At 67.3% G+C, this 25,290-nt stretch carries 23 protein-coding genes; 9 read left to right on the top strand and 14 right to left on the bottom strand.

Annotated elements, in window-relative coordinates; genetic code table 11:
• Positions 1-2 precede the first annotated feature (2 nt).
• From ACEN9G_RS29940 to wrbA, 5 genes are read right to left on the bottom strand one after another with little or no spacing between them, the layout of a single operon-like run.
• Positions 3-2,564: an FtsX-like permease family protein gene (locus ACEN9G_RS29940; RefSeq protein WP_483127441.1), complete on the bottom strand. Its 2,562-nt coding sequence runs from the start codon at positions 2,562-2,564 to the stop codon at positions 3-5.
• On the bottom strand, positions 2,552-2,986 hold the full coding sequence (locus ACEN9G_RS29935) for a DUF4124 domain-containing protein (protein ID WP_413345575.1): 435 nt from the start codon (positions 2,984-2,986) through the stop codon (positions 2,552-2,554). Before ACEN9G_RS29935 ends, ACEN9G_RS29940 begins: the two co-directional genes overlap by 13 nt.
• Positions 2,987-2,999: 13 nt before the next feature.
• A complete protein-coding gene (locus ACEN9G_RS29930; RefSeq protein ID WP_483127440.1) occupies positions 3,000-4,415 on the bottom strand; it encodes an FAD-binding oxidoreductase in 1,416 nt (471 codons plus the stop codon).
• Complete coding sequence (locus ACEN9G_RS29925; protein WP_413344780.1) at positions 4,415-4,813, bottom strand: DUF2069 domain-containing protein; 399 nt, start codon at positions 4,811-4,813, stop codon at positions 4,415-4,417. Before ACEN9G_RS29925 ends, ACEN9G_RS29930 begins: the two co-directional genes overlap by 1 nt.
• A 3-nt stretch (positions 4,814-4,816) precedes the next feature.
• The gene (gene wrbA / locus ACEN9G_RS29920) at positions 4,817-5,428 is read right to left on the bottom strand and encodes an NAD(P)H:quinone oxidoreductase (RefSeq protein WP_413344782.1); all 612 of its coding nucleotides are present in this window, start codon (positions 5,426-5,428) and stop codon (positions 4,817-4,819) included.
• A 56-nt stretch (positions 5,429-5,484) separates the two neighbouring features.
• Here wrbA and ACEN9G_RS29915 point away from each other — a divergent pair, with 56 nt between their 5' ends.
• Complete coding sequence (locus tag ACEN9G_RS29915) at positions 5,485-6,861, top strand: YihY family inner membrane protein (protein WP_413344783.1); 1,377 nt, start codon at positions 5,485-5,487, stop codon at positions 6,859-6,861.
• Here ACEN9G_RS29915 and ACEN9G_RS29910 read toward each other — a convergent pair.
• From ACEN9G_RS29910 to ACEN9G_RS29900, 3 genes are read right to left on the bottom strand one after another with little or no spacing between them, the layout of a single operon-like run.
• A complete protein-coding gene (locus ACEN9G_RS29910) occupies positions 6,851-7,159 on the bottom strand; it encodes an Mpo1-like protein (RefSeq protein ID WP_413344785.1) in 309 nt (102 codons plus the stop codon). The two genes, ACEN9G_RS29915 and ACEN9G_RS29910, sit on opposite strands and share 11 nt — an antisense overlap.
• 38 nt (positions 7,160-7,197) lie before the next feature.
• Positions 7,198-8,001, bottom strand: coding sequence for an alpha/beta fold hydrolase (locus tag ACEN9G_RS29905; protein WP_483127439.1), 804 nt, complete (start codon positions 7,999-8,001; stop codon positions 7,198-7,200).
• A gap of 1 nt (position 8,002) precedes the next feature.
• Positions 8,003-9,118 carry a PLP-dependent transferase gene (locus ACEN9G_RS29900; protein WP_483127438.1) on the bottom strand — a complete coding sequence of 372 codons (1,116 nt, stop codon included), beginning with the start codon at positions 9,116-9,118 and terminating at the stop codon, positions 8,003-8,005.
• A 188-nt stretch (positions 9,119-9,306) separates the two neighbouring features.
• Here ACEN9G_RS29900 and ACEN9G_RS29895 point away from each other — a divergent pair, with 188 nt between their 5' ends.
• Positions 9,307-9,762 (top strand): CBS domain-containing protein, encoded by a 456-nt coding sequence (locus ACEN9G_RS29895; RefSeq protein ID WP_036231747.1) that lies wholly within the window; start codon positions 9,307-9,309, stop codon positions 9,760-9,762.
• Positions 9,763-9,776: 14 nt separating this feature from the next.
• Here the strand turns inward: ACEN9G_RS29895 and ACEN9G_RS29890 are convergent, their stop codons facing one another.
• On the bottom strand, positions 9,777-12,020 hold the full coding sequence (locus tag ACEN9G_RS29890) for a GGDEF/EAL domain-containing response regulator (protein ID WP_483127437.1): 2,244 nt from the start codon (positions 12,018-12,020) through the stop codon (positions 9,777-9,779).
• Positions 12,021-12,196: 176 nt separating this feature from the next.
• Between ACEN9G_RS29890 and aroC the strand changes: the two genes are divergently transcribed.
• On the top strand, positions 12,197-13,291 hold the full coding sequence (gene aroC / locus ACEN9G_RS29885) for a chorismate synthase (protein WP_413342909.1): 1,095 nt from the start codon (positions 12,197-12,199) through the stop codon (positions 13,289-13,291).
• A gap of 104 nt (positions 13,292-13,395) precedes the next feature.
• Here aroC and ACEN9G_RS29880 read toward each other — a convergent pair whose 3' ends face one another.
• Together ACEN9G_RS29880 and ACEN9G_RS29875 are read right to left on the bottom strand one after the other, a co-directional pair.
• Positions 13,396-14,889, bottom strand: a complete 1,494-nt coding sequence (locus tag ACEN9G_RS29880; protein ID WP_413342911.1) for an HDOD domain-containing protein — start codon at positions 14,887-14,889, stop codon at positions 13,396-13,398.
• On the bottom strand, positions 14,886-16,619 hold the full coding sequence (locus ACEN9G_RS29875; protein WP_413342913.1) for a putative bifunctional diguanylate cyclase/phosphodiesterase: 1,734 nt from the start codon (positions 16,617-16,619) through the stop codon (positions 14,886-14,888). The genes ACEN9G_RS29880 and ACEN9G_RS29875 overlap by 4 nt, the downstream gene beginning before the upstream one ends.
• 332 nt (positions 16,620-16,951) lie before the next feature.
• Between ACEN9G_RS29875 and ACEN9G_RS29870 the strand changes: the two genes are divergently transcribed.
• The 4 genes from ACEN9G_RS29870 (at position 16,952) to ACEN9G_RS29855 (ending at position 20,277) form a co-directional block, all read left to right on the top strand.
• Positions 16,952-18,643 (top strand): isovaleryl-CoA dehydrogenase, encoded by a 1,692-nt coding sequence (locus ACEN9G_RS29870; protein ID WP_483127436.1) that lies wholly within the window; start codon positions 16,952-16,954, stop codon positions 18,641-18,643.
• A 98-nt stretch (positions 18,644-18,741) separates the two neighbouring features.
• Positions 18,742-19,392 carry a uracil phosphoribosyltransferase gene (gene upp, locus ACEN9G_RS29865; protein ID WP_036231756.1) on the top strand — a complete coding sequence of 217 codons (651 nt, stop codon included), beginning with the start codon at positions 18,742-18,744 and terminating at the stop codon, positions 19,390-19,392.
• A 10-nt stretch (positions 19,393-19,402) separates the two neighbouring features.
• Entirely contained in the window at positions 19,403-19,777 is a 375-nt protein-coding gene (locus tag ACEN9G_RS29860) for an Hpt domain-containing protein (RefSeq protein WP_483127435.1), read from the top strand.
• A 296-nt stretch (positions 19,778-20,073) separates the two neighbouring features.
• Complete coding sequence (locus tag ACEN9G_RS29855; RefSeq protein ID WP_036166698.1) at positions 20,074-20,277, top strand: cold-shock protein; 204 nt, start codon at positions 20,074-20,076, stop codon at positions 20,275-20,277.
• Between the two features lie 71 nt (positions 20,278-20,348).
• On the opposite strand, the gene ACEN9G_RS29850 is transcribed toward ACEN9G_RS29855, so the two are convergent.
• Entirely contained in the window at positions 20,349-21,257 is a 909-nt protein-coding gene (locus ACEN9G_RS29850) for a LysR family transcriptional regulator (RefSeq protein ID WP_413340690.1), read from the bottom strand.
• A 173-nt stretch (positions 21,258-21,430) separates the two neighbouring features.
• On the opposite strand from ACEN9G_RS29850, the gene aceB reads away from it, so the two are divergent.
• Complete coding sequence (aceB, locus tag ACEN9G_RS29845) at positions 21,431-23,020, top strand: malate synthase A (RefSeq protein WP_483127434.1); 1,590 nt, start codon at positions 21,431-21,433, stop codon at positions 23,018-23,020.
• Between the two features lie 4 nt (positions 23,021-23,024).
• Here the strand turns inward: aceB and ACEN9G_RS29840 are convergent, their stop codons facing one another.
• Both ACEN9G_RS29840 and gloB read right to left on the bottom strand, forming a co-directional pair.
• The gene (locus ACEN9G_RS29840; RefSeq protein WP_483127433.1) at positions 23,025-23,687 is read right to left on the bottom strand and encodes a 2-hydroxychromene-2-carboxylate isomerase; all 663 of its coding nucleotides are present in this window, start codon (positions 23,685-23,687) and stop codon (positions 23,025-23,027) included.
• Positions 23,669-24,466 carry a hydroxyacylglutathione hydrolase gene (gene gloB / locus ACEN9G_RS29835; protein WP_413340686.1) on the bottom strand — a complete coding sequence of 266 codons (798 nt, stop codon included), beginning with the start codon at positions 24,464-24,466 and terminating at the stop codon, positions 23,669-23,671. Before gloB ends, ACEN9G_RS29840 begins: the two co-directional genes overlap by 19 nt.
• A 23-nt stretch (positions 24,467-24,489) precedes the next feature.
• Here gloB and ACEN9G_RS29830 point away from each other — a divergent pair, with 23 nt between their 5' ends.
• Entirely contained in the window at positions 24,490-25,275 is a 786-nt protein-coding gene (locus ACEN9G_RS29830) for a class I SAM-dependent methyltransferase (RefSeq protein ID WP_413340684.1), read from the top strand.
• Positions 25,276-25,290: the final 15 nt, after the last annotated feature.

The following is a 25,290-nucleotide window of genomic DNA, read 5'->3' as shown; positions in this document are numbered from 1 at the left end:
CGTCACCAATCCTCCCGCACGGCGCGCACCGGCCCGCCGGACAATGCGTAGCGGCCCGACACGAGCGCCGTCGCGACGGACGCCGCCACCAGCACGCCCGCGACACTGCCCAGCAGGGGCCACGGCAGGTGCAACTGCATCGTCCAGTGGAACGACTGCGGATTCACCACGTAGACGAGGATCAGGCTGATGACGAGGCCGAGCACGAAGCCCGTGACGACGCCGAGCGCCGTCAACGCGCCGCCCTCGACGGCGAGGATGCCCAGCACCTGCCGGCGCGTGACGCCCACGTGGCGCAGCATGCCGAATTCCTTCGCGCGCGCCAGCGTCTGCGCGGAAAATGTCGCGGCCACGCCCGAGAGGCCGATGGCGATCGCGATCGCTTCCAGCAAATAGGTCACGGCGAAGCTGCGGTCGAAGATTCGCAAACTCATGGCGCGGATGTCGCCGGGCCGTGCCATCTGGAGCGCGGCGCCGAACGGCAGCTTGCGCAGCGCGGCCTCGACGTGCGCGACGTCGGCGCCGGGCGCGGCCCACAGTGCGGCATCGGTGACCGTCGTGTCGCCCGTCAGCGCGCGATAGTCATCCAGGAGCACGACGACGGAGCCGGTCTGGTTGGCATAGTCGCGCCAGACGCCGGCGATGAAGAAGGGCTGCGGCCGGCCGCCCAGCGGCAGGTCCAGCGTCTGGCCGGCCTTCACGCGGTACAGGTCCGTCATCGCTTCCGACACCCACACGGGCCGGGCTCCCGCGGGCACCGGGGCCGGGTCGCCGACGAGGGCCAGCATCCGTCCCGGATCGTTCGCATCGATATCGCGCGCGACGAGCACGATGTTCGGGCGGGCCGGGTCGAGCGACAACGGCCGCGTGCGCAGGAACGCGGCGCGCGCGACACCGGGCACGCCGGCCATGGCCGCCTGTTCCGGCGCGCCGAAGCCGCCCGTGTTGCCGCCGGCGCTGCTGCGCACGTACAGGTCGGCCGGCAGGATGTGCAGGATCCAGTCGTCGACGGAGACGCGGAAGCTCGCGACCATGATGCCCATCGCGACCATCAGGCTGAAGCTTGCCAGTACGCCGCCCAGCGCGATCGAGGCCTGGCCCGGCGCGTTGGCGAGGCGCGCCATTGTGAGTGCCAGCACGGGCGAGTGGTCTTCGCGGCGGCGCAGCGCGCGGTCCAGCTGCCGGAACGCGGAGGCGGCCAGCCGCGGCATCAGGCCGATGCCGCCGATGAGCAGCAGGGCGACGGCGCAATAGCCGAACAGCGGCAACCCGAATACGGGTGGCGCGAACGCGCAGGCGCCGGCGAGCAGCAGGCAGACCAGGGCGGGCCAGATGCGGTTGAGGCGCTCCAGCGCCGTCTCGTCGTTGCCGGACTTGAGCGCGATGGCGGGACGGGCACGGGCCGCTTCCAGCGCGGGTGCCGCGCAGCCGAGCAGCGCGACGCCGAGGCCCAGGCCGAAGTAGACGAAGGCGGCGCCGGGCGCGAATTGCACGCGCGGCTTCACGCCGGGGAAGTAGCCGGCACCGAGGTCGCCGCCGAACAGGGACAACGCGGCCGCCGCGAGGCCATAGCCCGCCGCGATGCCGAGCAGGGCGCCGAGCACGCCCAGGGTCGCGCCTTCCAGCAGCACCTGGCGCAGCAGCGCACGCCGTTCCAGGCCGAGCACGCGCAGCAGCGCGAACTGCCCGCGCCGGCGCAGTACGGACAGCGCCTGCGTGGAAAACACGAGGAATGCGCCGGTGAACAGGGCGACCAGCGCCAGCACCGTCAGGTTCACCCGGTACGCGCGGCTGAGGTTATTGCTGCGGCTTTCCTGGTTGGCGTCGCCCGGCCGGCCGACCGTGAAGCGGCCGGGATAATCGCGCTCCAGCTCCGCCGCCAGCGCGCGCCCGAACGTGGCGCGGTCGACGCCGTCGCGCAGTTTCAGGTCGATGCGCGACAGCTTGCCGGTGAGTTGAAAGCGCCACTGCAGCGCGCCGATGTCCATCACGCCGAGGCGCTGGCCGCTGCGCGCGCGCAGGATCGGCCCCGCCACGCGCAGCGCCAGGTCCCGCGTGCCGGCGCGGACCACGATGCTGTCGCCGCGCGCCTTGCCCAGCCACGCCTGCGCGGCCGGCGACAGGAACACGGCGTCGTCCGCGAGGACGTCGTACGGGTGGGACGCATCCGGCACGCCCATCAGGTCGGGGGCGATATAGCCGGCGCGGAACGCGTCGAGGCCGACGATCTTCAGCGACCCCTGGCCATCGGCCCGGGCGGCGTCGACTTCCAGCACGGGCGAGGCGAGGGCGACCCCTTCGTGGGTGGCCAGGCGCGGATAGATGCCTTCGTCGAACAAGGCTTCGCGTCCCGTGACCTGGACGTCGGCCTGGCCGGACAGGCTGTGCACGGCCGCGTTGAATTCATTGAATGCCGCCGCATTGATCAGGTGGATGGCGAAGCCCATCGCGACGCCGACCGCGATGGCGACGACGGCCAGCACCGCGCGCATCGGGTGCGCGCGCCACTCGCCGAACAGCAGCCAGCGCGACAACGGGTTGACGCCGAAGATCACGCCGGACATTCCACCGCCAGCGCTTCCGTCGCCCGTTTCGACCGGCGCTGCGCGGCCACCCTGGCGCGGCCGGTCAGCCGGGCGACGTCTTCCTCGGCCCAGCGCTTGCGCAGGTTCAGCCGCGCGCACTGCTTGCGGTGCGTGGCGGCGGCTCTGGCCTGGCGCGCGTCGGCCTTGTCGCTGCGTTCCTGTTCTTTCTCCCTTGCGATGCGCAGCTTTTCCAGCGCGAGAAGCGTGCGCGCGTCGCGCGTCGGCACCGATTCCGCGCCGTCCGGGCGGATGCCCGCCGGCGCCGGCAGTTCGACCGATTTGCCGTGGGCGCACGGGCGATCCGAGTAACCCGTCTTGCCGTCGTGCGTGCACTTGTAGACGGGATCGGCGAGGGCGTTGGTCAACAGGCAGGCCGCCAGCAGGGGAAGAAAACGCATCATGAAGGTCTCCGGGTCACAGGATTTTACCGGGGTTCATGATGCCCAGCGGGTCGAGCGCAGCCTTGATCGCACGCATCAGCTGCAGCTCGACCGGCGACTTGTAGCGCGACAGCTCGTCGCGCTTCAACGCGCCGATCCCGTGCTCGGCCGAGATCGACCCGCCATGCGCCGCCACGCTGTCGTGCACGATGCGGTTGATGGGGCCCTGCTCGGCGAGGAAATCGTCGTGGCGGATGTCTTCCGGCGGCGCGACGTTGTAGTGCAGGTTGCCGTCGCCCAGGTGGCCGAAGCAGACGACCTGCACACCGGGATAGTCCGCGTCCAGTTGCGCATCCGTCGTCTCGATGAAGTCGGCGATGCGCGAGATCGGCACGGAGATGTCGTGCTTGATGTTCTTGCCGGCCGCCGCCTGCGCGAGCGGGATGTGCTCGCGGATGGCCCACAGCGCGCGCGATTGGGCGATCGACGTCGCGACGACGGCGTCCTGCGCGAGCCCGTCTTCCAGCGCCCGTTCGATCGCGCGCTCCAGCAGCGCCACGCCGTGCGCCTCGGACTCGTGGCTCGACAGTTCCAGCAGCGCGTATTGCGGATAGCGTTCCGGGAACGGCTTCGGCAGGTCGGGGAAGTGGCTGGCGACGAGGCGCAGGCTGACGTCGCTCATCAATTCATAGCCCGTCAAGGTCGGCCCGCATTCGCCTTCGACGAGCTTCAGCAGCGCCAGCGCGTCGCGCGGCGTGGCCAGCGCGACGAGCGCCGTGATCGCCGCCTTCGGCTGCGGGAACAGTTTCAGTACGGCCGCCGTGATGACGCCGAGCGTGCCCTCCGCGCCCACGTACAGGTCGCGCAGGTCGTAGCCGGTGTTGTCCTTGCGCAGGCCCCGTAGGGCATCCCACACCTCGCCCTGCGCCGTGACGACTTCCAGGCCCAGGCACAGTTCGCGCGTGTTCCCGTAGCGCAGGACGCCGGTGCCGCCCGCATTGGTCGACAAATTGCCGCCGATGGTGCAGCTGCCTTCGGCCGCCAGCGACAGCGGGAACAGCATGCCGTGTTCGCTGGCCGCCTGCTGGATGTCCTGCAGGATGCAGCCGGCTTCCACGGTCATCGTGCGGTTGAACGTGTCGACGGTGCGGATGCGGTTCAGGCGCCGCAGCGACAGCACGATGGCGTCGCCCGCGCCATCCGGCACGCTGCCCAGCACGAGGCCGGTACGGCCGCCCTGCGGCACGATCGGGACGCGCAGCTCAGCGCACAGGCGCACGACGGCGGCCACTTCCGCCGTGCTGGCGGGGCGCACGACCGCGCGGGCACGGCCCGTGAAGCGGCCGCGCCAGTCGGTCAGGTACGGGGCGGTGTCGTGCTCGTCGACGAGGACGTTGGCCGCGCCGACGATGCCGGCGCAGCGCTCGATAAGGCGATCAGCGATGAGCATCAGTCATGCGGTACTTTGACCTTGTCGAGCAATTCCTTGGCCAGCTTCTGCGCCTGCTTCTTGTACGGGCGGAGGTACAGCAGGGCGAACAGGAAGTACGAGACGACGAGCAGCGCTTCGCCCAGCGCCATCATGCGCGAGATTTCCGTCTTGTCGCTCCAGGCGCGCACGATGCCTTCGACGAAGTAGATCAGGATGACCATCGACGACCACTGCAGCGTGTACAGGTCGCGCTTGAGGACGCCGCGCAGCGGCAGCAGCAGCGGCAGGGCCTTCAGCGCCAGCAGCGAGCCGCCCGGGTGGAGGGGCGCGACGACGATCTCCCAGACCAGCAGCCAGGCGAACAGGATGACGAGACTCGTCACCGCGCCCGTATGAAATACCCTTTGCGTTTGCATCGCTTACTCCGTCCCCTGCAGTTTGCGGCTGGCGATCGCGAGGCGCCGGCCGAGCGCGATCGCGAGCCGCTTCTCGTCTTCCGTCACCGGGCGGTTGCCGTCCACGCCCGACCAGTGGGTCGCGCCGTAGGGACTGCCGCCGCTCGCGGTGGTCATCAGTTCCGGCTCGGTGTAGGGCAGGCCCATCACCATCATGCCGTGGTGCAGCAGCGGGATCATCATCGACAGCAGGGTCGATTCCTGGCCGCCGTGCAGGCTGCCCGTCGACGTGAATACCGCGGCCGGCTTGCCGGCCAGCGTGCCGGACAGCCACTGCGCGGAAGTACCGTCGAGAAAATATTTCATGGGCGCCGCCATATTGCCGAACCGCGTAGGCGAACCCAGCGCCAGTCCGGCACACTCCGCCAGATCCTCGAGTTCCACGTAGGGCGCGCCGGCACGCGGGATGTCGGGTTCCGTCGCTTCGGCCACCGTCGACACCGCGGGAACAGTCCGCAACCGGGCTTCCATGCCCGGCACGCTGTCGATGCCCTGGCCGATCAGTTCGGCCAGCCGGCGCGTCTTTCCATGACGCGAGTAATACAACACGAGGATAATCCGATTGGTTGGGTTCATCGTTGGTATTATAGGGCGCTTTACAAGATGACACGCTCGCCGTCGGCGCTTTTTCGATGCTTTCCAAGACCGTCACCAATCTTTCCCGCAGCACGACCGAGATGATCAACACGGGCGTCGACCGGGTGCGCGGACTGACGTGGAACGAGGCGCGCGACCTCGTGCGCTTCGCGCGCCGCCGCCTGACCGAGGAAAAGCTGCCGCAGGTGGCGGGCAGCCTCACGTTCACGACCACGCTCGCGATCGTCCCGCTGCTGACGATCGTGCTGGCCATCTTCACCACGTTTCCGATGTTCGGCAAGCTGCGCACCGCCCTGGACAATTACTTCGTCCAGATGCTGATGCCGAAGGCGATCGCCAACACGATCACGTCGAACCTCACGCAGTTCGCCAGCAAGGCGACGGGGCTGTCGGCCGTCGGCGGTATCGCCCTCGTGTTCACGACCGTCGCGCTGATCGGCACGATCGAGCGGGCGTTCAACCAGATCTGGAAGGTGCGCCGCCCCCGTCCCGTCGTGCAGCGGGTGCTCGTGTACTGGGCGCTCGTCACCCTGGGGCCGCTCGCGTTCGGCCTGTCGCTGACGTTGACATCGCAACTGTTTTCCGCCACCAACGGGCTGATGAGCCTCGTGCCGTTCCTGGGCGCCGTGTTCTACACCCTCGTGTCGGTCGCGCTGACGACGGGCGCCTACGTGCTGCTGTACATGACGGTGCCGAACCGCGACGTCGACTGGCGCGATGCCATGTGGGGCGGCCTCGTCGCCGCCATCGCGTTCGAGGTGGCGAAACGCGTGTTCGCCATCTTCATCCGGCAATTCCCCACCTACGCCATTATCTATGGCGCGTTGGCCGCGCTGCCGCTGTTCCTCGTCTGGATGTACCTATCGTGGATGATCACGCTGGTCGGCGCGCTGCTGACGGCCGCGCTGCCCATCGTCAAGTACGAACGCTGGTGGTACGAACCCGTGCCGGGCGGCGCCTTCGTCGATGCGATGGCCGTGCTGAAGGTGCTGCATGGCGGGGCGCGCCTGACGGGGACCGCGATGGTGTCGAGTGCGCAGATCCGCGCATGCACGCGCATCGGCTACGACGAGATGACGGAGCTGCTGGAACGTATGGTGGCGGCCGGCTGGGTCGGGCGCGTGCACGTCGAGGAGCAGGTACCACTGCGGTGGAGGATGGGAAAAGGCGGAGGTGCGCGGGCCGGGACCGATTGCTGGGTCTTGCTCGTCGATCCGCGCCTCGTCAGGCTCGCGGACGTCTACCGGCTGTTCGTGTTCGGCGGCGTCAAGAGCGAGACCGGAGCGCCGGCCGACGGCGCGCAGTCGCCGCTGGCGCTGGACACGGCCGCGCTCGCCCGCGAGGTCGAGGCGTCCGTCGAGCGGGGGCTGGACGAGACGCTGGCTGACCATTTTATCCGGGTCACCAGCTGAGCTTGCCGGTCAGCATCTCCCAATACATCACCCAGTCCGCGCGGAACGAATACCACGGGTAGCCGAACGTGGCCGGACGGTTCTTTTCGAAAAAGAAGTGCCCGATCCAGGCGCCGCCATAGCCCGTCACGACGGCGACGGCGAGCCACCACGGATTCAGGCTGTCGATGTATTGCGCGATGCCCGCGATGGCCGACGACGTGCCGAGGAAGTGGGCGCGCCGGCACATCCGGTTCTCGTGCTGGGTCAGGTACCAGGGATAGAACTGCGCGAAACTGTCGTAGCGGACGGCGGCCATGCTGCTCTCCCGGTTGTCTCCCTGCCGTCCAGTGTAGATCAATCCAGGTCGCGCACGAAGTCCGCCAGCGCGGCGCTCACCGCATCGGACTGTTCCGTCATCAGCGCATGCCCGCAACCGAGCGCGACAACGCGCGCATGCGGGATCGCGGCCACGAGCCCTTGCGCCGAACGGGGCGGCGTCATCGCGTCGCGCCGGCCCTGCACGAACAGGGTCGGGCACGCGATGGCCTGCGCGGCCGCGCCCCCGTTCGCGTAGGTATTGCACGCGACGAAGTCCGTGTGGAACAGCTGATCCGGGTTCAGCTGCGACAGGCGCTGCATCAGCCGGCGCGACGCGCCCGCCAGCCAGACACCTTGCGGCCGGCTGGGCGCGGCCGGCGCGATGGCCGCGTGCGACCACAGGTTGACCATGTCGATGGCGCCCGGTTCGTTCGTGCGCGCCGTCTCCAGCAGCGCGTCCGACACCTTCATCGGCCACGTGCTGCCCACGAGGGCCAGCGCGCGCACGCGGGCGGGCGCCCGGGACGCCGCTTCGAGGGCGATCAGCGACCCCATGCTGTGGCCGGCCAGCACGGCCTTGCCGACACCGGCAGCATCGAGCAGGTCGAGCAGCCAGGCGGCCATCTCCTCGACCGTCGCCAGCGCGGGGCCGGCGCTGCGGCCGTGGCCGGGCAGGTCGACGGCCAGCACCTGATGGCCCTGGTGCGCGAGGGTGCGGGCCTGGGTCGTCCAGACGGAATGGTCGTTCTGGGCGCCGTGGATGAACACGATGGCCTCCGGGCCAGGCGCGCTGCCGGCAGCGTAGGCGTAGGCGGTCTTGCCGTTCACGTCGAGCAGCATGTCAGGCTCCTTTCTGCGCCAGTTTCAGGGCGCGGGCGAGGTCGCCCTCCAGGTCGTCCGGGTCTTCCAGGCCGACGTAGAGGCGCACGGTGCCCGCGCCCGCGCCCGCGCCGGCGCCGGTGGCGTGCGAGCGGGGGCCGCCGATGGCATCCGCCCGGCCGAAGACCTTCAGCGCATCGAGGAAGCGGCCGGCCGCGGCCGGGCCGCCCCGCAGCGTGAACGGGACGACGGCGCCGGCGCCGCGCGGCAGCAGTGCATGTTCCGCATACGCGACGCCGGTGACGGCCGGATGGCCCGCGAGCGTCTCCGCGACCTTGCGGGCGCCGGCCACGTGCCGGTCCATGCGCATGCCCAGGGTCTCGAGTCCCCGCAGGATCGCGGCCGCATCGTGCGCGCCCGGCGCGGTGCCGAAATCGCGCAGGCCGACGTGGCGCGCGCACAGGGCGAAGCCGCCGACCGTCGACTCTTCGGCGAACACGCGGCCGTCGCAGGCGGGGTTCGGTTCGCACAGGTCGGCGTAGCGGCCCGTGCGCGTGTGCGCGGCATGCCAGTCGAACGTGCCGCCGTCGACGAGCAGGCCGCCAGGCGCGTCCGCTTGTCCCGCGAGGAAGGCGGCACCATGGACCACGAGGTCGGCGCCATGGTCGAACACGGCCAGCAGCCACGGCGTGGCGAGCGTCGCGTCGACGAGCAGCGGCAAGTCGTGGTCATGCGCGACGGCGGCCACGCGCGGGATGTCGAGAACGGTGCCCTCCAGCCCGAGGGCCGCGCCGACGAGCACCCGCGTCTCGGGCCGGATGGCCGCGCGCCACGCGTCGGGAGCCCGCGGATCGACGAACGTCGTCGTGACGCCGAAGCGGCGCAGGCCATGTGCGAGGAGGGCGCGCGCGTCGTCATGCAGGTTGTCCGCGGCGACCACGTGGTGGCCGTTGCCTGCCAGCGTGGCCAGCGCGAGATGCAGCGCGGCCTGGCCGCTGGCCGTCGCGATGCCGGCGACACCGCCTTCGAGGGCGGCGGCGCGCTCCTCGAGCGTGGCGACGGCCGGGTCGGGTGACGGCGTGGCGGCGGCGACGTGCAGCGCCAGCGTGCTGAAGCCGGGGTAGCGGGGACCGCTCATGGGGTTCATCCTGAAAACGAAGACGGCGCATGCTAGCATCCGATAGCGCTAACCGTTACATTTAATCATCAAGATGGTGCGGAGTGCACGGTTGCAAGGCAAAAAGGTGGATTTTTTGGGGAGCTTAGGCTAGAGTCAAATTTATGAAATACACAACGCAGCACGCATCTCCAATCAAGGGGGTCCAAATGAAGGTATCGGAAATCCTGCAGGTCAAGGGCGACATCCTCTACACCGTGTCGCCGGACACCGACCTGGCCAACGCCGCCGCCACGATGGCCGAGCGCGACATCGGCTCGCTCGTCGTGATGGAATATGGCGACCTGGTCGGCATGCTGACCTTCCGCGAGGTCATCAAGGCCTTGCACGCGCACGGCGGTTCGCTCGAACCCGCGGGCACCGTGCGCAAGCACATGGACGACAGCCCGATCACCGTCACCCCGGACACCGAAGTCAACGAAGTGCGCCGCATCATGCTGGAAAAGCACGCGCGCTACCTGCCCGTCATGAACGCGCGCACGCTGCTGGGCGTGATCTCGTTCTACGACGTCGCGAAGGCCGTGCTCGAGGCGCAGAGCTTCGAGAACCGCATGCTCAAGGCCTATATACGCGACTGGCCTGCCGAGCAGATGGCCGAGGATTGACCGGTCGTCGGTGATTACGCGGCGCGCGTCAGCGCGTCGCTGCCCAGCCACTCGATGAGTGCCGCGGGCGCGAGCGGGCGCGCGAACAGATAGCCCTGCGCGAGCGGGCAACCGAGCGCCTGCAGGATCTGCGCCTGCACCTCGTCCTCCACACCTTCGGCGATGATCGACAGGCCCAGGTTGCGGCCCAGCTCGATGACCATCTCCGCGATGCTGCTGCCCCTTGCCGCGTCCGTGATCTCGGTCACGAACGCGCGGTCGATCTTGAGCCGGTCCACGCACAGGCGCTGCAGGTAGGAGAGGGACGAGAAGCCCGTGCCGAAATCGTCGATGGCGATCGACACGCCGGTGCGCTTGATTTCGGCGAGGCGTTCGATCAGCAGATCGGGTTCTTCCATCGCCATCGATTCCGTGATCTCCAGCTCGACACGCTCCGGCGGCGCGCCCGTATCGAGCAGCGCCTGGCGCAGCATGTCGATGAAATGCGGATGGCGGAACTGGACTTGCGAGACGTTGATCGACATCGTGAAGTCGAGGTGGCCCGCCGCGCGCACGCGCACGAGTTCCGCGCAGGCTTCGCGCAGCACCCACGCGCCGATGTCGATGATCAGGCCCGAGTATTCCGCGATCGGAATGAAGCGGTCGGGCGGGACGAAGCGGCCGTCTTCCGTGCGCCAGCGCAGCAGCGCCTCGGCGCCGAACGCGCGCCGCGCGGCCAGTTCGACCTGGGGCTGATAGGCGAGGAACAGTTCGCCGCGCGCGAAGCCGCTGCGCAGCGCGTGCATCAGGCGCACCCGTTCGCGGATCTCCACGCCCATGCCGCGCGAAAAATAGAAGTGGCCGCCGCGCCGCTGGGTCTTCGCGCGCTTCAGCGCGATGTCGGCATCCTTCAGCGCATCGGCCGCGGTGCCGTCGTGTTCCAGCAGGCGCACGAGGCCCAGCGTGGCGGACACCTGCACGTCCTGGCCTTCGATCGAGAACGGCGCCGCGAACTGGTCTTGCACGGCGGCCGGATCGATCAGGCCGGCATCTCCCAGCAGGCAGAAGATGTCGCCGCCGATGCGGGCCAGTGCCACCCGCGCATCCAGGCGCGTGCGCAGGCGCTGCGCCACGGCGCCGAGCAGCGCGTCGCCGAACTGGTGGCCGAGGGCGTCGTTGGTTTCGGCGAACTGGTCGATGTCGACGAGGCACAGGGTGGCGTCGGCGCGCGACTGCAGGCTGTCGTCGATGAGTTCGACGAGGCGTGTCCGGTTCGGCAGGCTCGTGAGGCCGTCGTAGAACGCCGCGCGGTGCAGGGCGGTCATCAGCGCGACGTTGTCCAGGCCGACGGCGATGCTGCTCGTGAAGACGTCGACGAGGCCGCGGCGCAGGGCGTCCAGCGGATGCGCCAACTTCAGCCACGCGGCGAAATGGCGGTGCGACTTGCCGCAAAAGTAAAGGGCGAGGTGGTCGGGTTCGTACCGGTTGCGCCGTTCGGCCAGCGCACGCGCGATGGCGGCGGCCGGGCCCTGGCCGCCCGGCGCCAGCATGCCGTCGCGCGCGAGGTCCGTGCTGGGCCCGCAACTGGCGAGCACCTGCCAGCCGACGTTGCCCGTGCCCGGCGGGCAGGCGCACAGCACGCCGTCCGCCGGCTGGCCGGCGAGGGCGGCCACTTCGCGCAGGATGCCGAGCGTCATCGCGCCGACGGTGTGCATGGCCATCAATTCCGTATTGGCGCGCACGACTTCGGCAAGGCCCGTGCGGCTGTCTTCGAGCGCGCGGATCTGCTCGTAGGCGCGGATCGCGGCGGCCACGCTCGTGTAGAGCTTCGTGCGGGTGAGTTCCGACTTGGTGCGGTAATCGTTGATGTCGTAGCCGCGGATGGCGTCCATCTCGGGCGCATAGCCGGGCTGGCCCGTGCGCAGGATGATGCGCACGTCGTGGCGGCCGAGCGTGTCGCGCACGTGGCGCACGAGGTGCAGCCCCGCGTCGGCGTGTTCCATCACGACGTCGAGCAGGATCACGGCGATGTCGTGTTCGCGGGCCAGCACGTCCATCGCTTCGGCGGCGGAATACGCATGCAGGAATGCCAGCGGCCGGCCGTGCATCTCGAGCGCACCGAGCGCGAACGTCGTCGTCGAATGGACGTCGGCATCGTCGTCGACGATCAGCACGCGCCACGCGCCGCCGTCCTTCACAGGTGGGTCTGCCGGCGTCTCGTCTGCGAACACCAGGTCATCGTCCTGTGCGGCGCCCGGAGGCGTGTTCGGTGCGGGCATTGCTGCGTCTCCAGGTTAAGCTCGATAGTTGCGAACCAGTATATCTGCAATGCTATCAATTCAGGCAAAAAAGTTCCATGTGGAAACATTTTTATTGATGCAACTAGCCAATTCACCGGTCCTTTGTCCATGCTGGTAGAATCTTCCATTCCATTCGCACAACCCAACGAGATTCCATGTCCGGCAACACATTTGGCAAGCTGTTTTCCGTAACCACTTTCGGCGAATCGCACGGTCCCGCAATCGGCTGCGTGATCGACGGCTGTCCGCCGGGACTGACGTTGTCCGAAGCCGATATCCAGCCCGAGCTGGACCGTCGCAAGCCGGGCACGTCGCGCCACGTGACGCAGCGGCAGGAAGCGGACCAGGTGAAGATCCTGTCCGGGGTCTACGAAGGCGTGACGACGGGCACGCCGATCGCGCTGCTGATCGAGAACACGGACCAGCGCAGCAAGGACTACGGCAACATCGTCGAGATGTTCCGTCCCGGCCACGCGGACTATACCTACTGGCACAAGTACGGCGTGCGCGACCCGCGCGGCGGCGGCCGCTCGTCCGCGCGCCTGACCGCGCCCGTCGTCGGCGCCGGCGCCATCGCCAAGAAGTGGCTGCGCGAGAAGTACGGCACCGAGTTCATGGGCTGCATGAGCCAGCTGGGCGACATTCCCGTGCCGTTCGAGGATTTCAAGCACGTGCACGCCAACCCGTTCTTCGCCGCGACGTCCGACGCCGACCTGATCGCGCGCATGGAAGCGGCAATGGATGAACTGCGCCGCGCGGGCGATTCCATCGGCGCCCGCATCGACGTGGTGGCGAAGAACGTCCCGGTGGGTCTCGGCCAGCCGATCTACGACAAGCTCGACGCCGACATCGCCTACGCCATGATGGGCATCAATGCGGTGAAGGGCGTGGAGATCGGCGCCGGTTTCCACTCGGTCGCGCAGAAGGGTTCGGAACACGGCGACGAACTGACCCCGGAAGGCTTCGTGGGCAACAATGCCGGCGGTGTGCTGGGCGGGATCTCGACGGGCCAGGACATCGCCGTGTCCATCGCCATCAAGCCGACGTCGTCGATCCGCACGCCGCGCCGCTCGATCGACAAGCAGGGCAATCCGGTGACGGTCGAGACGTTCGGCCGCCACGACCCGTGCGTGGGCATCCGCGCGACGCCGATCGCGGAGGCGATGCTGGCGCTGGTGCTGATCGATCACGCCCTGATGAACCGCGCCCAGTGCGGTGACGTGCACGTGGATACGCCGCGCCTGCGTTAAATACCGAAGCAGTTGATACGTCGTTCCCGCGCAGGCGGGAACCCAGGTTCGTCGCGCTGCGGCGACGCTCGCAAGGTGGGTCCCTGCCTTCGCAGGGACGACGTTCAGGCCCGGCTCGCCACCGCTTCCACCGGCTGCCGCCGCTCCACGCTCGTCACGACGAGCGCGCGCAATTCGTTCAGCAGCGAAAACTCCGTCTGGCTCAGGTAGACGGACGGGAAGCGGTCGTCCCAGTCGCCGTAGATGAAGCCGACCGGCTCGCCGCGCGTGCACAGCGGGATGATGACGAAGCAGCGGGCCTCGGACAGCGTGCCTTTCCACCAGCCCGGCAGCTTGCTCGAGAATTTTGGATCGCGCGCGTTCTCGATGAAGATCACGCGGTCGCTGCCGAGGGAGGCAAAGAACACGTTCGGTTCGTACGTATCGTCGAACGACAGCTTGGGCACGAGTGTCTTGGCGTTGTCGCCCAGGCCGATCTTGGCCGTGTAGCGGCCGTCGCGGCGGTTGCGCAGGAAGCCGAACGCGCGCGTGAACGACAGGCCGTGGTACGCCGTCTCGATCGCCATCGACACCATCTGGCCCGGCGTCGCGGTCGCGGCGCCATCGCGCATGTCGGCCACGCCGCTGAGCAGGATCTTGTTGCCGGCCTCGCGCATGCGCGTGACGGCGGCGGTGCGGGCGCGCTTCTCGGGCGGATTCGCGAGCGGCGCGATCGACAGGTCCGCGGCCGCTTCGACCTTCGCCTTCTCGATGGCGCCGACGATGTTGTCGGGCTCGATGCCGATCAGCGGCGCGAAGCCGGCGGCCAGCAGTTTCACCTGTTCGGCGCCCGCTTCGTCGTTGTGCCACAGGCTGTCGGCGCATTGCGACGCCATCGTGCCGAGGGCGGCGAGCCAGTCGTCGTGGCCAAAGTCGGCACCGCGCAAGCCCGGCTCCACGTGGCGCATGCCGGCGATCAGGTTGCGCGGCAGGCCCCAGTGTTCGGCGGTGGCGCGGCCGATCTGTTCGAGCGACAGGCCCAGTTGCGCGATGGCGATCGGGTCGATGTCGCCGGCGCCTGCCGCCTGCTGCATCAGGGTCCAGTGCTCGGGCAGGTAGAACGTGACCATCATCCGGCCCAGCGAATGGAGGATCGAGCACACGACGGCTTCTTCCGGATCGCGCATGGCCGCTTCGGCCGCGACCTGGTGCGCCACCATCCCGGCCAGCACGGCCTTTTCCATCTCGATGTGGGCCTGCAGCGAATCCGGCGTGGATTTACTGAGTTCCTCGATCAGTTTCAGGCCCAGCGCCAGGTGGCCGATGGCTTCCGTGCCCAACACGAGGATGGCCTTGGAGACGGTGTTGATGCGCTGGCCGAAGGCCGAGTACATGCCGCTGTTCGCCAGGCGCAGCACCTTCTGGGTGAGCACGGGGTCGGACAGCACCGTCTGGGTCATGGAAAAGTCGCGCTCGTCCTCGCCGCGCATGGACGCGAGGATGGCGTTGATGGCCCTGGTGAAGCCGGGCATGTCGCCGCGCCGCCGGATCCGCTCCCACAGCAGGGCGAGGGTGGCGTCGGCTTTCGGCGATCGTTCGATGGTAGCAGTCTGGTTCATGTGAGGCCCGCCCGTAATTCGTCCGGCAGCAGTTCCGTGTACAGGTTTTCCTTGAGCGCGGCCATGGCCACGTGGGCCGGCATCGGCTTCCCGGTCAGGTAGCCTTGTACGTAGTCGCATCCGCGCGACTCGACGTAGGTCAGTTGTTCTTCGGTCTCGACGCCTTCGGCCACGACCGACAGGTCGAGGTGCTTGGCCAGGTCGAGCACGGCGTTGCAGATCGCCGCGTCCTTGGTCGAGGCGGGCAGGTCCTTGATGAAGGCGCGGTCGATTTTCAGCACCGAGATCGGGAAGCGTTTCAGGTAGGCGAGGCTCGAATAGCCGGTGCCGAAGTCGTCGATCGCGATGCGGGCGTTGCGTTCGGCCATCCTGGTCAGGATCGCCTCCGCGTGCGCCGGGTCGACCATCAGCGTGCCTTCCGTGATCTCGAGCACGAGCTTGTCGCCGGACGCGCCGGAAAAGCCGAGGGCGTCGTCCAGCACGTTCAGGAAGCGGTCGTTGCGGAACTGGCGCGGGCTGATGTTGACCGAGATGTACAGGTCGCGCTTGGCCACTTCCTCGAACTGGCGCAGCTGCACCAGTGCCGCCTTCAGCGCCCAGGCGCCGAGCAGGTTGATGAGGCCATTGGTCTCGGCGATGGGGATGAAGCGCACGGGCGGCACCATGCCGAGGGTCGGATGCTTCCAGCGCATCAAGGTCTCGAAGCCTTCGATCTGGCGCGTGCGGCTGGACACGATCGGCTGGTAGTACAGCAGGAATTCACCTTCGCGCACGGCCTGGAACATCGCGGCTTCGAGCGAGATGTCGTGCTGCGGCATGCCGTTCTCGCGCACGCTGTAGACGACTGCGCGGCCCTTGCCCGTTTCCTTGGCGCGGCCCATGGCGGCGTCGGCGAGGGCGATCAGGCGGATCTCGTCCTCGGCGTGGTCGGGATAGATCGACACGCCGACGGAGGCGCCCAGGTACACGGTATGCCCGTCGACCTCGAACGGCGATTGCAGCGCGGCCAGCAGGCGGCCGCTCACGAGCTTGATCTGGTCCGGCGTGAACGTGCCGGGCAGGACGGCAACGAACTCGTCGCCGCCGACGCGTGCCAGCGTGTCGCTGTCGCGCAAGGTCTTGCGCAGGCGGATCGCGGCCTGGCGCAGCACGGCGTCGCCGACTGGGTGGCCGAGGCCGTCGTTGACTTTTTTAAAACCGTCCAGGCCGATCGTGGCGACGCAGAAGCCCTGGCCCGAGCGGCGCGCATTGGCGATCACCATGCGGATGCGGTCGGACAGCAGCAGGCGGTTCGGGAGTTCCGTCAGCGCGTCGTGCGTGGCCATGTGGCGCAGCCGTTGTTCGGTCGCGCGCTGGGCCGACATGTCGCGGCCGACGGCCAGCAATTCATGGCTGCCCGGGAGCTGGCCGATGCGCAATTCGAACCAGGCGTCCTTGCCGGCGCAGCGCAGGCGCACTTCGACGAGTATCGGATCGCTGGCCGTGCCGGCATCGACGAGGGCGTTGCGCAGGGCGGCCTGGTCGACTTCGACGGCCAGTGTCGTCAATACCGCGCCGGCCAGCGTCTGCGCACCGAACGTACGCTGGGCGCGCTGGCTTGCGTGGCGGATCAGGCCGGAAGGGTCGAGGCGGAACGCGACGTCGCCCACCGCCTCCATGTAGCCGTCCGGGCTCGCCGCCGGGGCCGCATGACGCGGATCGTTCGGTACTGCGGGTGAACTGGCGCGCATTGTCGAAATATCTGCTTTCAAATCTAGGCAGGAACTGCCTTTAATGCTGGAGTGTACCAAAACAACAAGCAATGTATCACCGAAAGATTCCAGCCGGCACTAAAATGCACAATGCCGTGTCACTTTCTGCCGCTGCTTGACGCGTCGCAGTGCCGGCATCTGAATTGGTGCCGCTTGCCCCGCACGCGGCTTTGGGCTAGCCTTGTTGCCTAACCGATAACCCGGCGGTGGGCCTGAAGGGTTATTGTCGCCGATACAGTGCAAAGTAGAAACTTTCGCGCCGTTCACATGATGCTCAGCTGCAACAACTCGGCCATTCCGGGAGGGACGCCATGAACCGATTCGACACCCACGAGGTTTTCAACCAGGCGCCGCCGTTCGGTGACGTCGACTTGTTCGCCTGCGACCCCGCGCTGCGCGAAGGCCTGGTGCGCGAAGGCGCCGGCTGGGCGGAGGGAGAACTTGGGCGGCTGGGGCGGGAACTCGGCGCAGCCGCCGTGCTGGACCTGGGCCGGCTGGCGAACGACAACCCGCCGCGCCTCGTCAATTTCGACCGCGGCGGGCATCGCGTGGACGAGGTCGAATTCCACCCTGCCTGGCATGAGCTGATGCGCCTGCTGATCGAAAACGGCGCCCACTCGCTGCCGTGGGAAGCCCCGCGGCCCGGTGCCCAGGTCGCGCGTGCGGCCGCCTATCTGCTGTTCGGCCAGGTCGAGAACGGCTCGCAATGTCCCGTGACGATGACGTACGCGTCCGTTCTGGCATTGCGCCAGCACCCGGGCATCGCGGCGCACTGGCTGCCGAAGATCCTGTCGCGCACCTACGACCCGCGCTCGCTGCCGATCGGGCAGAAGCGGGGCGCCCTGATCGGCATGGGCATGACGGAAAAACAGGGCGGCACCGACGTGCGCGCCAACACGACGCGGGCGACACGCATGAATCCGGCGGTGGCTGAGACCCGCTTCGGCGCCGATTGGCGCGACGCGTGGAGCCTCGTCGGCCACAAATGGTTTTTCTCGGCCCCGCAATCGGACGCCCATCTCGTGCTGGCGCAGACGGACGAGGGCGGCAGTGCGGGTCTGTCGTGTTTCTTCGTACCGCGCTTCCTGCCGGACGGGACGCGCAACGCCATCCGTGTGCAGCGTCTGAAGAACAAGGTCGGCAACAAGTCGAACGCGTCGTCCGAAGTCGAGTTCTGCGACGCCGTCGGCTGGCTGATCGGCAAGGAGGGGAGGGGCATTCCGACGATCCTCGAAATGGGCAGCCACACGCGCCTCGATTGCGTGCTGGGCTCGGCCGGCATCATGCGCGCGGCGCTGTGCCACGCGCTGCACCATGCGCGTGCGCGCAGCGCGTTCGGGCGCAAGCTCGCCGACCAGCCGCTGATGCAGAACGTGCTGGCCGACCTGGCGCTGGAATCGGAAGCGGCGACCGCGTTCGCGCTGCGGCTGGCGCGCTGCTTCGACCCGGGTCCGGATGGCGCCGCCGACCCGCGCGAGGCGCTGCTGGGCCGCATCCTGACGCCGGCCGGCAAATACTGGCTGTGCAAGCGCGGCCCCGCGTTCGGCGCCGAGGCGATGGAAGTCATGGGCGGCAACGGCTATGTCGAGGACGGCCCGCTGGCGCGCCTGTACCGGGAATTCCCCGTCAATTCGATCTGGGAAGGCTCCGGCAACGTGATGTGCCTCGACGTGCTGCGGGCGTTTTCCAAGGGCCCGGAGACGCGCGACGCGCTGGCGGCGGAACTGGCGCTCGCCTCCGGCCGCGACAGCCGCTTCGACGCGTATTGCGCGCGCCTGCTGGACGGCCTCGCCACGCTCGCGGCCGACGAATTCGGCGCGCGCCGCCTCGCGGAACACCTGGTCGTGGCCGTGCAGGCGGGGCTGCTGCTGCGCCATGCGCCGGCATGCGTCGCCGACGCGTTCGTGGCGTCGCGCATCGCCGTGGACGTCGGCGGCGCGTTCGGCCGGCTGCCGGGAGGGGGCGACTGCGACGCGATCCTCGCCCGTGCGCTGGTGGAATAAGCCCCGATAAAACTTCGACAAATGACAGCACAAACTGGGATAATGCTGGCCATTTACCAGATAACCACGCCGCTGCCACAAGCGCCGGCCATGCATAAATGAAACAAGATCCGCGCTTCCCGAACCTGTTCATCCTGAACCATCCCCTGATCCAGCATAAGCTGTCGCACATGCGCGACCGCGGCACGTCCACGCGCACGTTCCGCGAACTGCTGCGGGAAATCACGTTGCTGATGGGTTACGAGATCACGCGCGACCTGCCGCTGACGACGCGCCAGATCGATACGCCGCTGATGACGATCGACGCCCCCGTCATCGCGGGCAAGAAGCTGGCCATCGTGCCGATCCTGCGTGCCGGCGTCGGCATGAGCGACGGCCTGCTGGAACTGGTGCCGTCGGCCCGCGTCGGCCACATCGGCGTGTTCCGCGACCCAGACACGCACCTGCCCGTCGAATACCTCGTGCGCCTGCCGGACACGACCGAGCGCACGTTCATCCTGTGCGATCCGATGGTCGCGACGGGCAACTCGGCCGTGTACGCCGTCGACGTGCTCAAGAAGCGCGGCGTGACGGATGACCAGATCATCTTCCTGGCCCTCGTCGCGGCGCCGGAAGGCGTGGAAGTGTTCCACAAGGCCCATCCGGACGTGAAGCTGTACGTGGCTTCGCTCGACAGCAACCTGAACGACCACGCCTACATCGTGCCTGGCCTTGGCGATGCGGGCGACCGTATATTTGGTACGAAATGAGTGGCACGAAATGAGTTCGAGTGCGGATGCCGAATTCTTCGCGCGCCTCGCGGAGCTGAACGATAAATTCGCGGCGAGCCTGCCGCAGACGCTCGGCCGCCTGTCGGCCGCGCGCAACGCCTTCGAGCCGAAACGGCCGCCCGCCGCGCTGATCGAGCAGATGCACGCGGTGCTGCACACGCTGGCCGGCTCGTCCGCCACATTCGGCTTCCGCATCCTCGGGCAGCAGGCGCGCATGCTGGAACAGCGCCTGCGCGTGCTGACGACATTCGACGCTGTCGCCCCGGAGGAGTGGGACGCGTGGCTGTCCGAACTGGATGTGTTCATCGCGTGGGGCAGCGTCGATCCGAAGGCCGCATACCCGAACGACGAGTCTTCTGTATAGCGTCACAACAAAGCACCTGTCCCGAAATCGTTTGATTTAGGACAAACTTTATCCGCATCCATGCCCTATATTTTGCGTACTGCCGACGCAAATGGGATCCGTAAAAAGGTTGGCTTCAGGAATTGTCACGGATCCCGGTTTTATTTTGCGAAAACCGTGTACATGCGGGTTTATTCGGTATAATTAGGGATCGTTGGATTCGCGGTAGCAGTGCAGTTAGTCTGTCATTTGTTTCTTGCTTCTTCAAACGATCGTAAACGGACTTCGGTCCACTTCAACTGAAATAGGAAATTGTAATGGCAACTGGCATCGTTAAATGGTTCAATGACTCCAAAGGCTTCGGGTTCATCACCCCGGACGAAGGCGGCGAAGATCTGTTCGCGCACTTCTCGGCGATTCAGAGCCAGGGCTTCAAGTCCCTGCAGGAGAACCAACGCGTCTCGTTCGACGTGACCTCCGGTCCGAAAGGCAAACAAGCATCGAACATTCAGCCGCTGTAATCTGCTGAATTGATGACAAAAAATCCTCGGAGCTTCCGAGGATTTTTTTTTGCTCTATCGTTTCATGCCGGTCAGCCCGGTTTGCGCCAGTAATCCGGCTGAGAATACGCATGGCGCAGAAAGTCCACGAATACTCTGATGCGTAGCGGCAAGTGACGGCGTTGCGCGAATACGGCATAGATATCGTTGCCCGGCGCCGCGAACTGTTCCAGCACGGGCACCAGCAGGCCCGCTTCGATTTCCGAACTCACTTCCCACATCGACCGCCAGGCCAGCCCGCGCCCGGCCATCGCCCAGTCGTGCAACACGGCGCCGTCGTTGCACACCATATTGCCGCCTACCTTCATTGTGACGATCTTGCCGTGGTCGCGGAACGTCCAGCCCCGCTGGCTGCCTTGGCTGCTGATTGCCAGGCAATTGTGCTTCGACAGGTCGGCCAGCGTCTGCGGCGTCCCATGGCGCTTCAGATAGCCGGGCGTCGCGACGACGACGCGGTGATTGTCCGCGAGCTTCACGCCGACGAGGTTCGAGTCCGTCAGGCTCGCGATGCGGATCGCGATGTCGACGCCTTCGCCGATGACGTCGACGACGCGGTCGGACAGGTTCAGGTTCACGCTCACTTCGCGGTGTTCGGCCAGGAAGGAGGGGACCAGCGGGGCCACGTGCTGGCGCCCGAAGCCGGCGGGGGCGGACACGACGAGATGCCCGGTGGCGCGCGCGCTCCGTTCCGACACGGCCGCTTCCGCTTCTTCGAGCTCGGCAAGGATGCGCTGGCAATCCTCAAGGAACACCGCCCCTTCGTCCGTCAGCGCCAGCTTGCGCGTGGTACGCTGTAAGAGTTTCACGCCCAGGCGCGCCTCGAGTGCGTCCAGGCGGCGGCCGATCATGGCCGGCGCGATGCCCTCCGCGCGCGCGGCCGCGGACAGGCTGCCGCGGGCAATGACTTCGACAAAGGTAGATATCTGACGGAAATGGTCCAAAGGAATGCCTCGATTCTGTTCGTCACTTGTGACAAAAAAGCATAAATGAATATATTTTTTGTCTCGTTTAGGCGATTAATAGTGAATATACTGGAAGCAATATCAAACGCCAAGCTGGCTTGTGCCAGGAACATCGGCACTGTCCACATTTCATACTAGAACAGGAGAACGCAATGACCATCGCCACCCCAGCCGGAATGGAAATCCGGGCCGAGATCAAGCCCGGCTATGAACAGATCCTGACGCCGGAAGCGCTCGCGCTGGTAGCGAAACTGAGCCGCGAATTCGAACCGCGCCGCCAGCAGCTGCTGGCCGCCCGCGTCGAGCGCGCGAAACGCCTGGACGCCGGCGAGCGCCCGGACTTCCTGCCCGAGACGGCGCACATCCGCAACGGCGACTGGAAGATCGCGCCGATCCCGAAGGCGCTGGAATGCCGCCGCGTGGAAATCACGGGCCCGGTCGAGCGCAAGATGGTCATCAATGCGCTGAACTCGGGCGCGGACAGCTACATGACCGACTTCGAAGACTCCAACACCCCGAACTGGGACAACCAGATCACCGGCCAGATCAATATGCGCGACGCGGTGCGCAAGACGATCTCGCTGGAGCAGAACGGCAAGCAATACAAGCTGAACGACAAGGTCGCGACGCTGGTCGTCCGTCCGCGCGGCTGGCACCTGGACGAAAAGCACGTCCTCGTCGACGGCAAGCGCATCTCGGGCGGCATCTTCGACTTCGCCCTGTTCATGGTGCACAACGCGAAGGAACAACTGGCCCGCGGCGCCGGTCCGTACTTCTATCTGCCGAAGATGGAATCGCACCTGGAAGCGCGCCTGTGGAACGACATCTTCGTCATGACCCAAAACGAACTGGGCCTGCCGCAAGGCACCATCAAGGCGACCGTGCTGATCGAGACGATCGTCGCCGCCTTCGAGATGGACGAGATCCTGTACGAACTGCGCGAGCACAGCGCTGGCCTGAATGCGGGCCGTTGGGACTACATCTTCTCGTGCATCAAGAAGTTCAAGCTGGACAAGGACTTCTGCCTGGCCGACCGTCCGAAGGTCACGATGACGGCGCCGTTCATGCGCGCCTACGCGCTGCTGCTGCTGAAGACCTGCCACAAGCGGAACGCCCCGGCGATCGGCGGCATGTCGGCGCTGATCCCGATCAAGAACGATCCGGAAAAGAACGAAGTTGCGATGGGCGGCGTGCGCAACGACAAGGCACGCGACGCGACCGACGGCTACGACGGCGGCTGGGTCGCGCACCCGGGCCTCGTCGAACTGGCGATGACCGAGTTCAAGAAGGTGCTGGGCGACCGCCCGAACCAGATCGACAAGCAGCGTCCGGACGTCGAGGTGACGGCCAAGGACCTGCTGGACTTCCGTCCGGAGACCCCGATCACGGAAGCGGGCCTGCGCTACAACATCAATGTGGGCATCCACTACCTGGGCGCCTGGCTGGCCGGCAACGGCTGCGTGCCGATCCACAACCTGATGGAAGACGCGGCCACGGCCGAGATCAGCCGTTCGCAGGTGTGGCAATGGATCCGCTCGCCGAAGGGTGTGCTGGAAGACGGCCGCAAGGTCACGGCCGAGATGGTGCGCGCGATGATCCCGCAGGAGTTGGCCAACGCGAAGGCGGCCGCCCCGAACGGCGACAGCCCGACCTACGACCGCGCCGCGCAGATCTTCGAACAGATGTCGACCTCGGAAGAATTCGCCGAGTTCCTGACGCTGCCGCTGTACGAAGAAATCTGAGTCGTCAACGTTGACGTTGCGCGCGCGGCGCCCTGCCGAGAAACGCGCGCAACGCGTCTTCATCGATGCCGCTGCCCTGCACATGCCAGAGCAGGGCATCGATCCGGTCCGCACCCCAGAACAGTTCCCCATCGACCTGGAACGTCGGTACGCCGAACACGCCCTCGCCGATGGCCTGCGCGGTCGCATCGGCCAGCGCCTGCTTCACGGCGGGCGCCTGCGCCGCCGCGAATAGTCCGGCGCCATCCAGCCCGGCCTCGTCCGCCAGCCGGACCAGCGTCGCCGCATCCATCAAGTCCTCGCCCCGTTCCCACGTCGCACGCGTCAACGCGACGAACAACGTGCGCCGACGCGCGTCATCGTCGATGGCCGTGCACATCCGCAGGGCGGTCAGCGGATTGAACGGGTGGCCGGGCGGACCGGCGAAGGGCAGGCCGCGGCGCGCCGCTTCGCGCATCACGTCGCGGGCCATGTAGCGGCGCTTCGCATCGATTTCGGCCGGCCCGACAGTGCCGTGGGCGTCCAGCAGGCCCGCGAACAGCACGGGTACCACCACGACGCGCGCGCCCGCGGCCTCGATCCGCGCGAGATCGGCGAGGGCCAGCCACGCATACGGGCTGATGGGATCCGCGTAGCAGCGGACCGTCGTCAAAAAACGTTCTTCCATTCGCGCAGCGCGGCGAATACGGTCACCTGGTCGGCGCCGGGCGCGAGACGGCCGGCCGCCGTCAGGCTGCCGATGATGGCGGGCTCGCGCGTGCGCAGGAAGGGGTTCGTCGCCTTTTCGATCGCGATCGTCGACGGGATCGTGGGCAGGTGCGTGCCGCGCAGCTGGCTGTCGTTGGCGATACGCAGCTGCAGCGCGCGGTTGCCCGGTTCCAGCGCTTCGGCGAAACGCAGGTTCGACAGCGTATATTCGTGGGCGCAATAGACCAGCGTATCGTCGGGGAGGGCGGCCAGCTTCGCGAGCGAGGCCATCATCTGCGCCGGCGTGCCTTCGAACAGGCGGCCGCAGCCGCCGCCGAACAAGGTGTCGCCGCAGAACAGCCAGTGCGCGCCCGCATCCTGGCGCACGTATGCGATGTGGCCCTTCGTGTGGCCGGGGACGTCGAGCACGGCGAGCCCGAGCGCGAGGCCCGGCACCTCGACCGTGTCGCCTGCGCCCACCGGGTGGTTCACGACGGCGATGCCGTCGTTGCGCGGACCGAAGACGGGCACGTTGCTGTGTTCGAGCAAGCGCGTCACGCCGCCGATGTGGTCAGCATGGTGATGGGTGAGTAGAATGGCGGTCAGGGTCAGGCCATTCGCCTGCAGGGCCGCGAGGATCGGTTCGGCATCGCCGGGGTCGACCACTGCCGCATGCACGCCGTCATGGATGAGCCAAAGATAGTTATCCTTGAACGCTGGCACGGTCAGGACAGCCAGCTCAGTGGGCACGGGAATCATATGGGTATCGATAAAGGTTGGGCATGGACAGCGCGGCATCCGAAAAATCCATTATAGCGCTCGACCGCTGGCTGCAATCGCCGGCGGGCGCGTACGTGCGCGCCTGGGAGCAGGCGTGCCTGGACGAGCTGACGGTCGATATTTTCGGCTTCAACGCGGTCCAGATCGGCGTGCCGCAGATCGACGCGCTGGCCGCCAACCGCATGCCCAACAAATGGCAGGCGGCGACGCGCACGTCGACGGCCAACGAACTGGTCTATGCCGCCACCGGCAAGCAGATCGCCGTCGCGCTGGACTTCGCCGACCTGCCGTTCGCGTCGCAAAGCCTGGACCTCGTCGTGCTGCCGCACGTGCTGGAATTCGCGGCCGAGCCGCACCAGGTGCTGCGCGAAGTCGAGCGCGTGCTGATCCCGGAAGGCCAGGTGATCATCTGCGGCTTCAACCCGGCCAGCCTGTGGGGGGTGCGCCAGGGGATGGGGCGCATCACGAGCAGCGACTACCTGCCGGCCGCGGGGGAGTTCATCTCTATGCCCCGCCTGAAAGACTGGTTAAAATTATTGAATCTGGGCGTCACGCGCGGCCATTTCGGCTGCTACGCGCCGCCGTTCCGGACCGCGCAATGGCTCAACCGCTTCGCCTTCGTCGAGGGGGCGGGGCAGCGCTGGTGGCCGTATCTCGGGGCCGTGTACATGGTCCACGCGATCAAGCGCGTGAAGGGCATGCGCATCATCGGTCCGGCCTGGAATAAAAAGACGAGCAAGGCGCCGCAGGCGGTGCCGGCGGCGAACCGCAACGAACATTACAAGTAAGAGATAAGGAAGAAG

This window comes from Massilia sp. Masssp94, from assembly GCF_059491305.1.
The sequence above is the reverse complement of the archived record's forward strand: the minus strand, read 5'-3'. Positions and strand labels throughout refer to the sequence as shown.

Coding starts and splice junctions, on each gene's coding strand:
- ACEN9G_RS29940 (WP_483127441.1), bottom strand. CDS start 2,564: ATGTCCGGCGTGATCTTCGGCGTCAACCCGTTGTCGCGCTGGCTGCTG.
- ACEN9G_RS29935 (WP_413345575.1), bottom strand. CDS start 2,986: ATGATGCGTTTTCTTCCCCTGCTGGCGGCCTGCCTGTTGACCAACGCC.
- ACEN9G_RS29930 (WP_483127440.1), bottom strand. CDS start 4,415: ATGCTCATCGCTGATCGCCTTATCGAGCGCTGCGCCGGCATCGTCGGC.
- ACEN9G_RS29925 (WP_413344780.1), bottom strand. CDS start 4,813: ATGCAAACGCAAAGGGTATTTCATACGGGCGCGGTGACGAGTCTCGTC.
- wrbA (WP_413344782.1), bottom strand. CDS start 5,428: ATGAACCCAACCAATCGGATTATCCTCGTGTTGTATTACTCGCGTCAT.
- ACEN9G_RS29915 (WP_413344783.1), top strand. CDS start 5,485: ATGCTTTCCAAGACCGTCACCAATCTTTCCCGCAGCACGACCGAGATG.
- ACEN9G_RS29910 (WP_413344785.1), bottom strand. CDS start 7,159: ATGGCCGCCGTCCGCTACGACAGTTTCGCGCAGTTCTATCCCTGGTAC.
- ACEN9G_RS29905 (WP_483127439.1), bottom strand. CDS start 8,001: ATGCTGCTCGACGTGAACGGCAAGACCGCCTACGCCTACGCTGCCGGC.
- ACEN9G_RS29900 (WP_483127438.1), bottom strand. CDS start 9,118: ATGAGCGGTCCCCGCTACCCCGGCTTCAGCACGCTGGCGCTGCACGTC.
- ACEN9G_RS29895 (WP_036231747.1), top strand. CDS start 9,307: ATGAAGGTATCGGAAATCCTGCAGGTCAAGGGCGACATCCTCTACACC.
- ACEN9G_RS29890 (WP_483127437.1), bottom strand. CDS start 12,020: ATGCCCGCACCGAACACGCCTCCGGGCGCCGCACAGGACGATGACCTG.
- aroC (WP_413342909.1), top strand. CDS start 12,197: ATGTCCGGCAACACATTTGGCAAGCTGTTTTCCGTAACCACTTTCGGC.
- ACEN9G_RS29880 (WP_413342911.1), bottom strand. CDS start 14,889: ATGAACCAGACTGCTACCATCGAACGATCGCCGAAAGCCGACGCCACC.
- ACEN9G_RS29875 (WP_413342913.1), bottom strand. CDS start 16,619: ATGCGCGCCAGTTCACCCGCAGTACCGAACGATCCGCGTCATGCGGCC.
- ACEN9G_RS29870 (WP_483127436.1), top strand. CDS start 16,952: ATGAACCGATTCGACACCCACGAGGTTTTCAACCAGGCGCCGCCGTTC.
- upp (WP_036231756.1), top strand. CDS start 18,742: ATGAAACAAGATCCGCGCTTCCCGAACCTGTTCATCCTGAACCATCCC.
- ACEN9G_RS29860 (WP_483127435.1), top strand. CDS start 19,403: ATGAGTTCGAGTGCGGATGCCGAATTCTTCGCGCGCCTCGCGGAGCTG.
- ACEN9G_RS29855 (WP_036166698.1), top strand. CDS start 20,074: ATGGCAACTGGCATCGTTAAATGGTTCAATGACTCCAAAGGCTTCGGG.
- aceB (WP_483127434.1), top strand. CDS start 21,431: ATGACCATCGCCACCCCAGCCGGAATGGAAATCCGGGCCGAGATCAAG.
- ACEN9G_RS29840 (WP_483127433.1), bottom strand. CDS start 23,687: ATGGAAGAACGTTTTTTGACGACGGTCCGCTGCTACGCGGATCCCATC.
- gloB (WP_413340686.1), bottom strand. CDS start 24,466: ATGATTCCCGTGCCCACTGAGCTGGCTGTCCTGACCGTGCCAGCGTTC.
- ACEN9G_RS29830 (WP_413340684.1), top strand. CDS start 24,490: ATGGACAGCGCGGCATCCGAAAAATCCATTATAGCGCTCGACCGCTGG.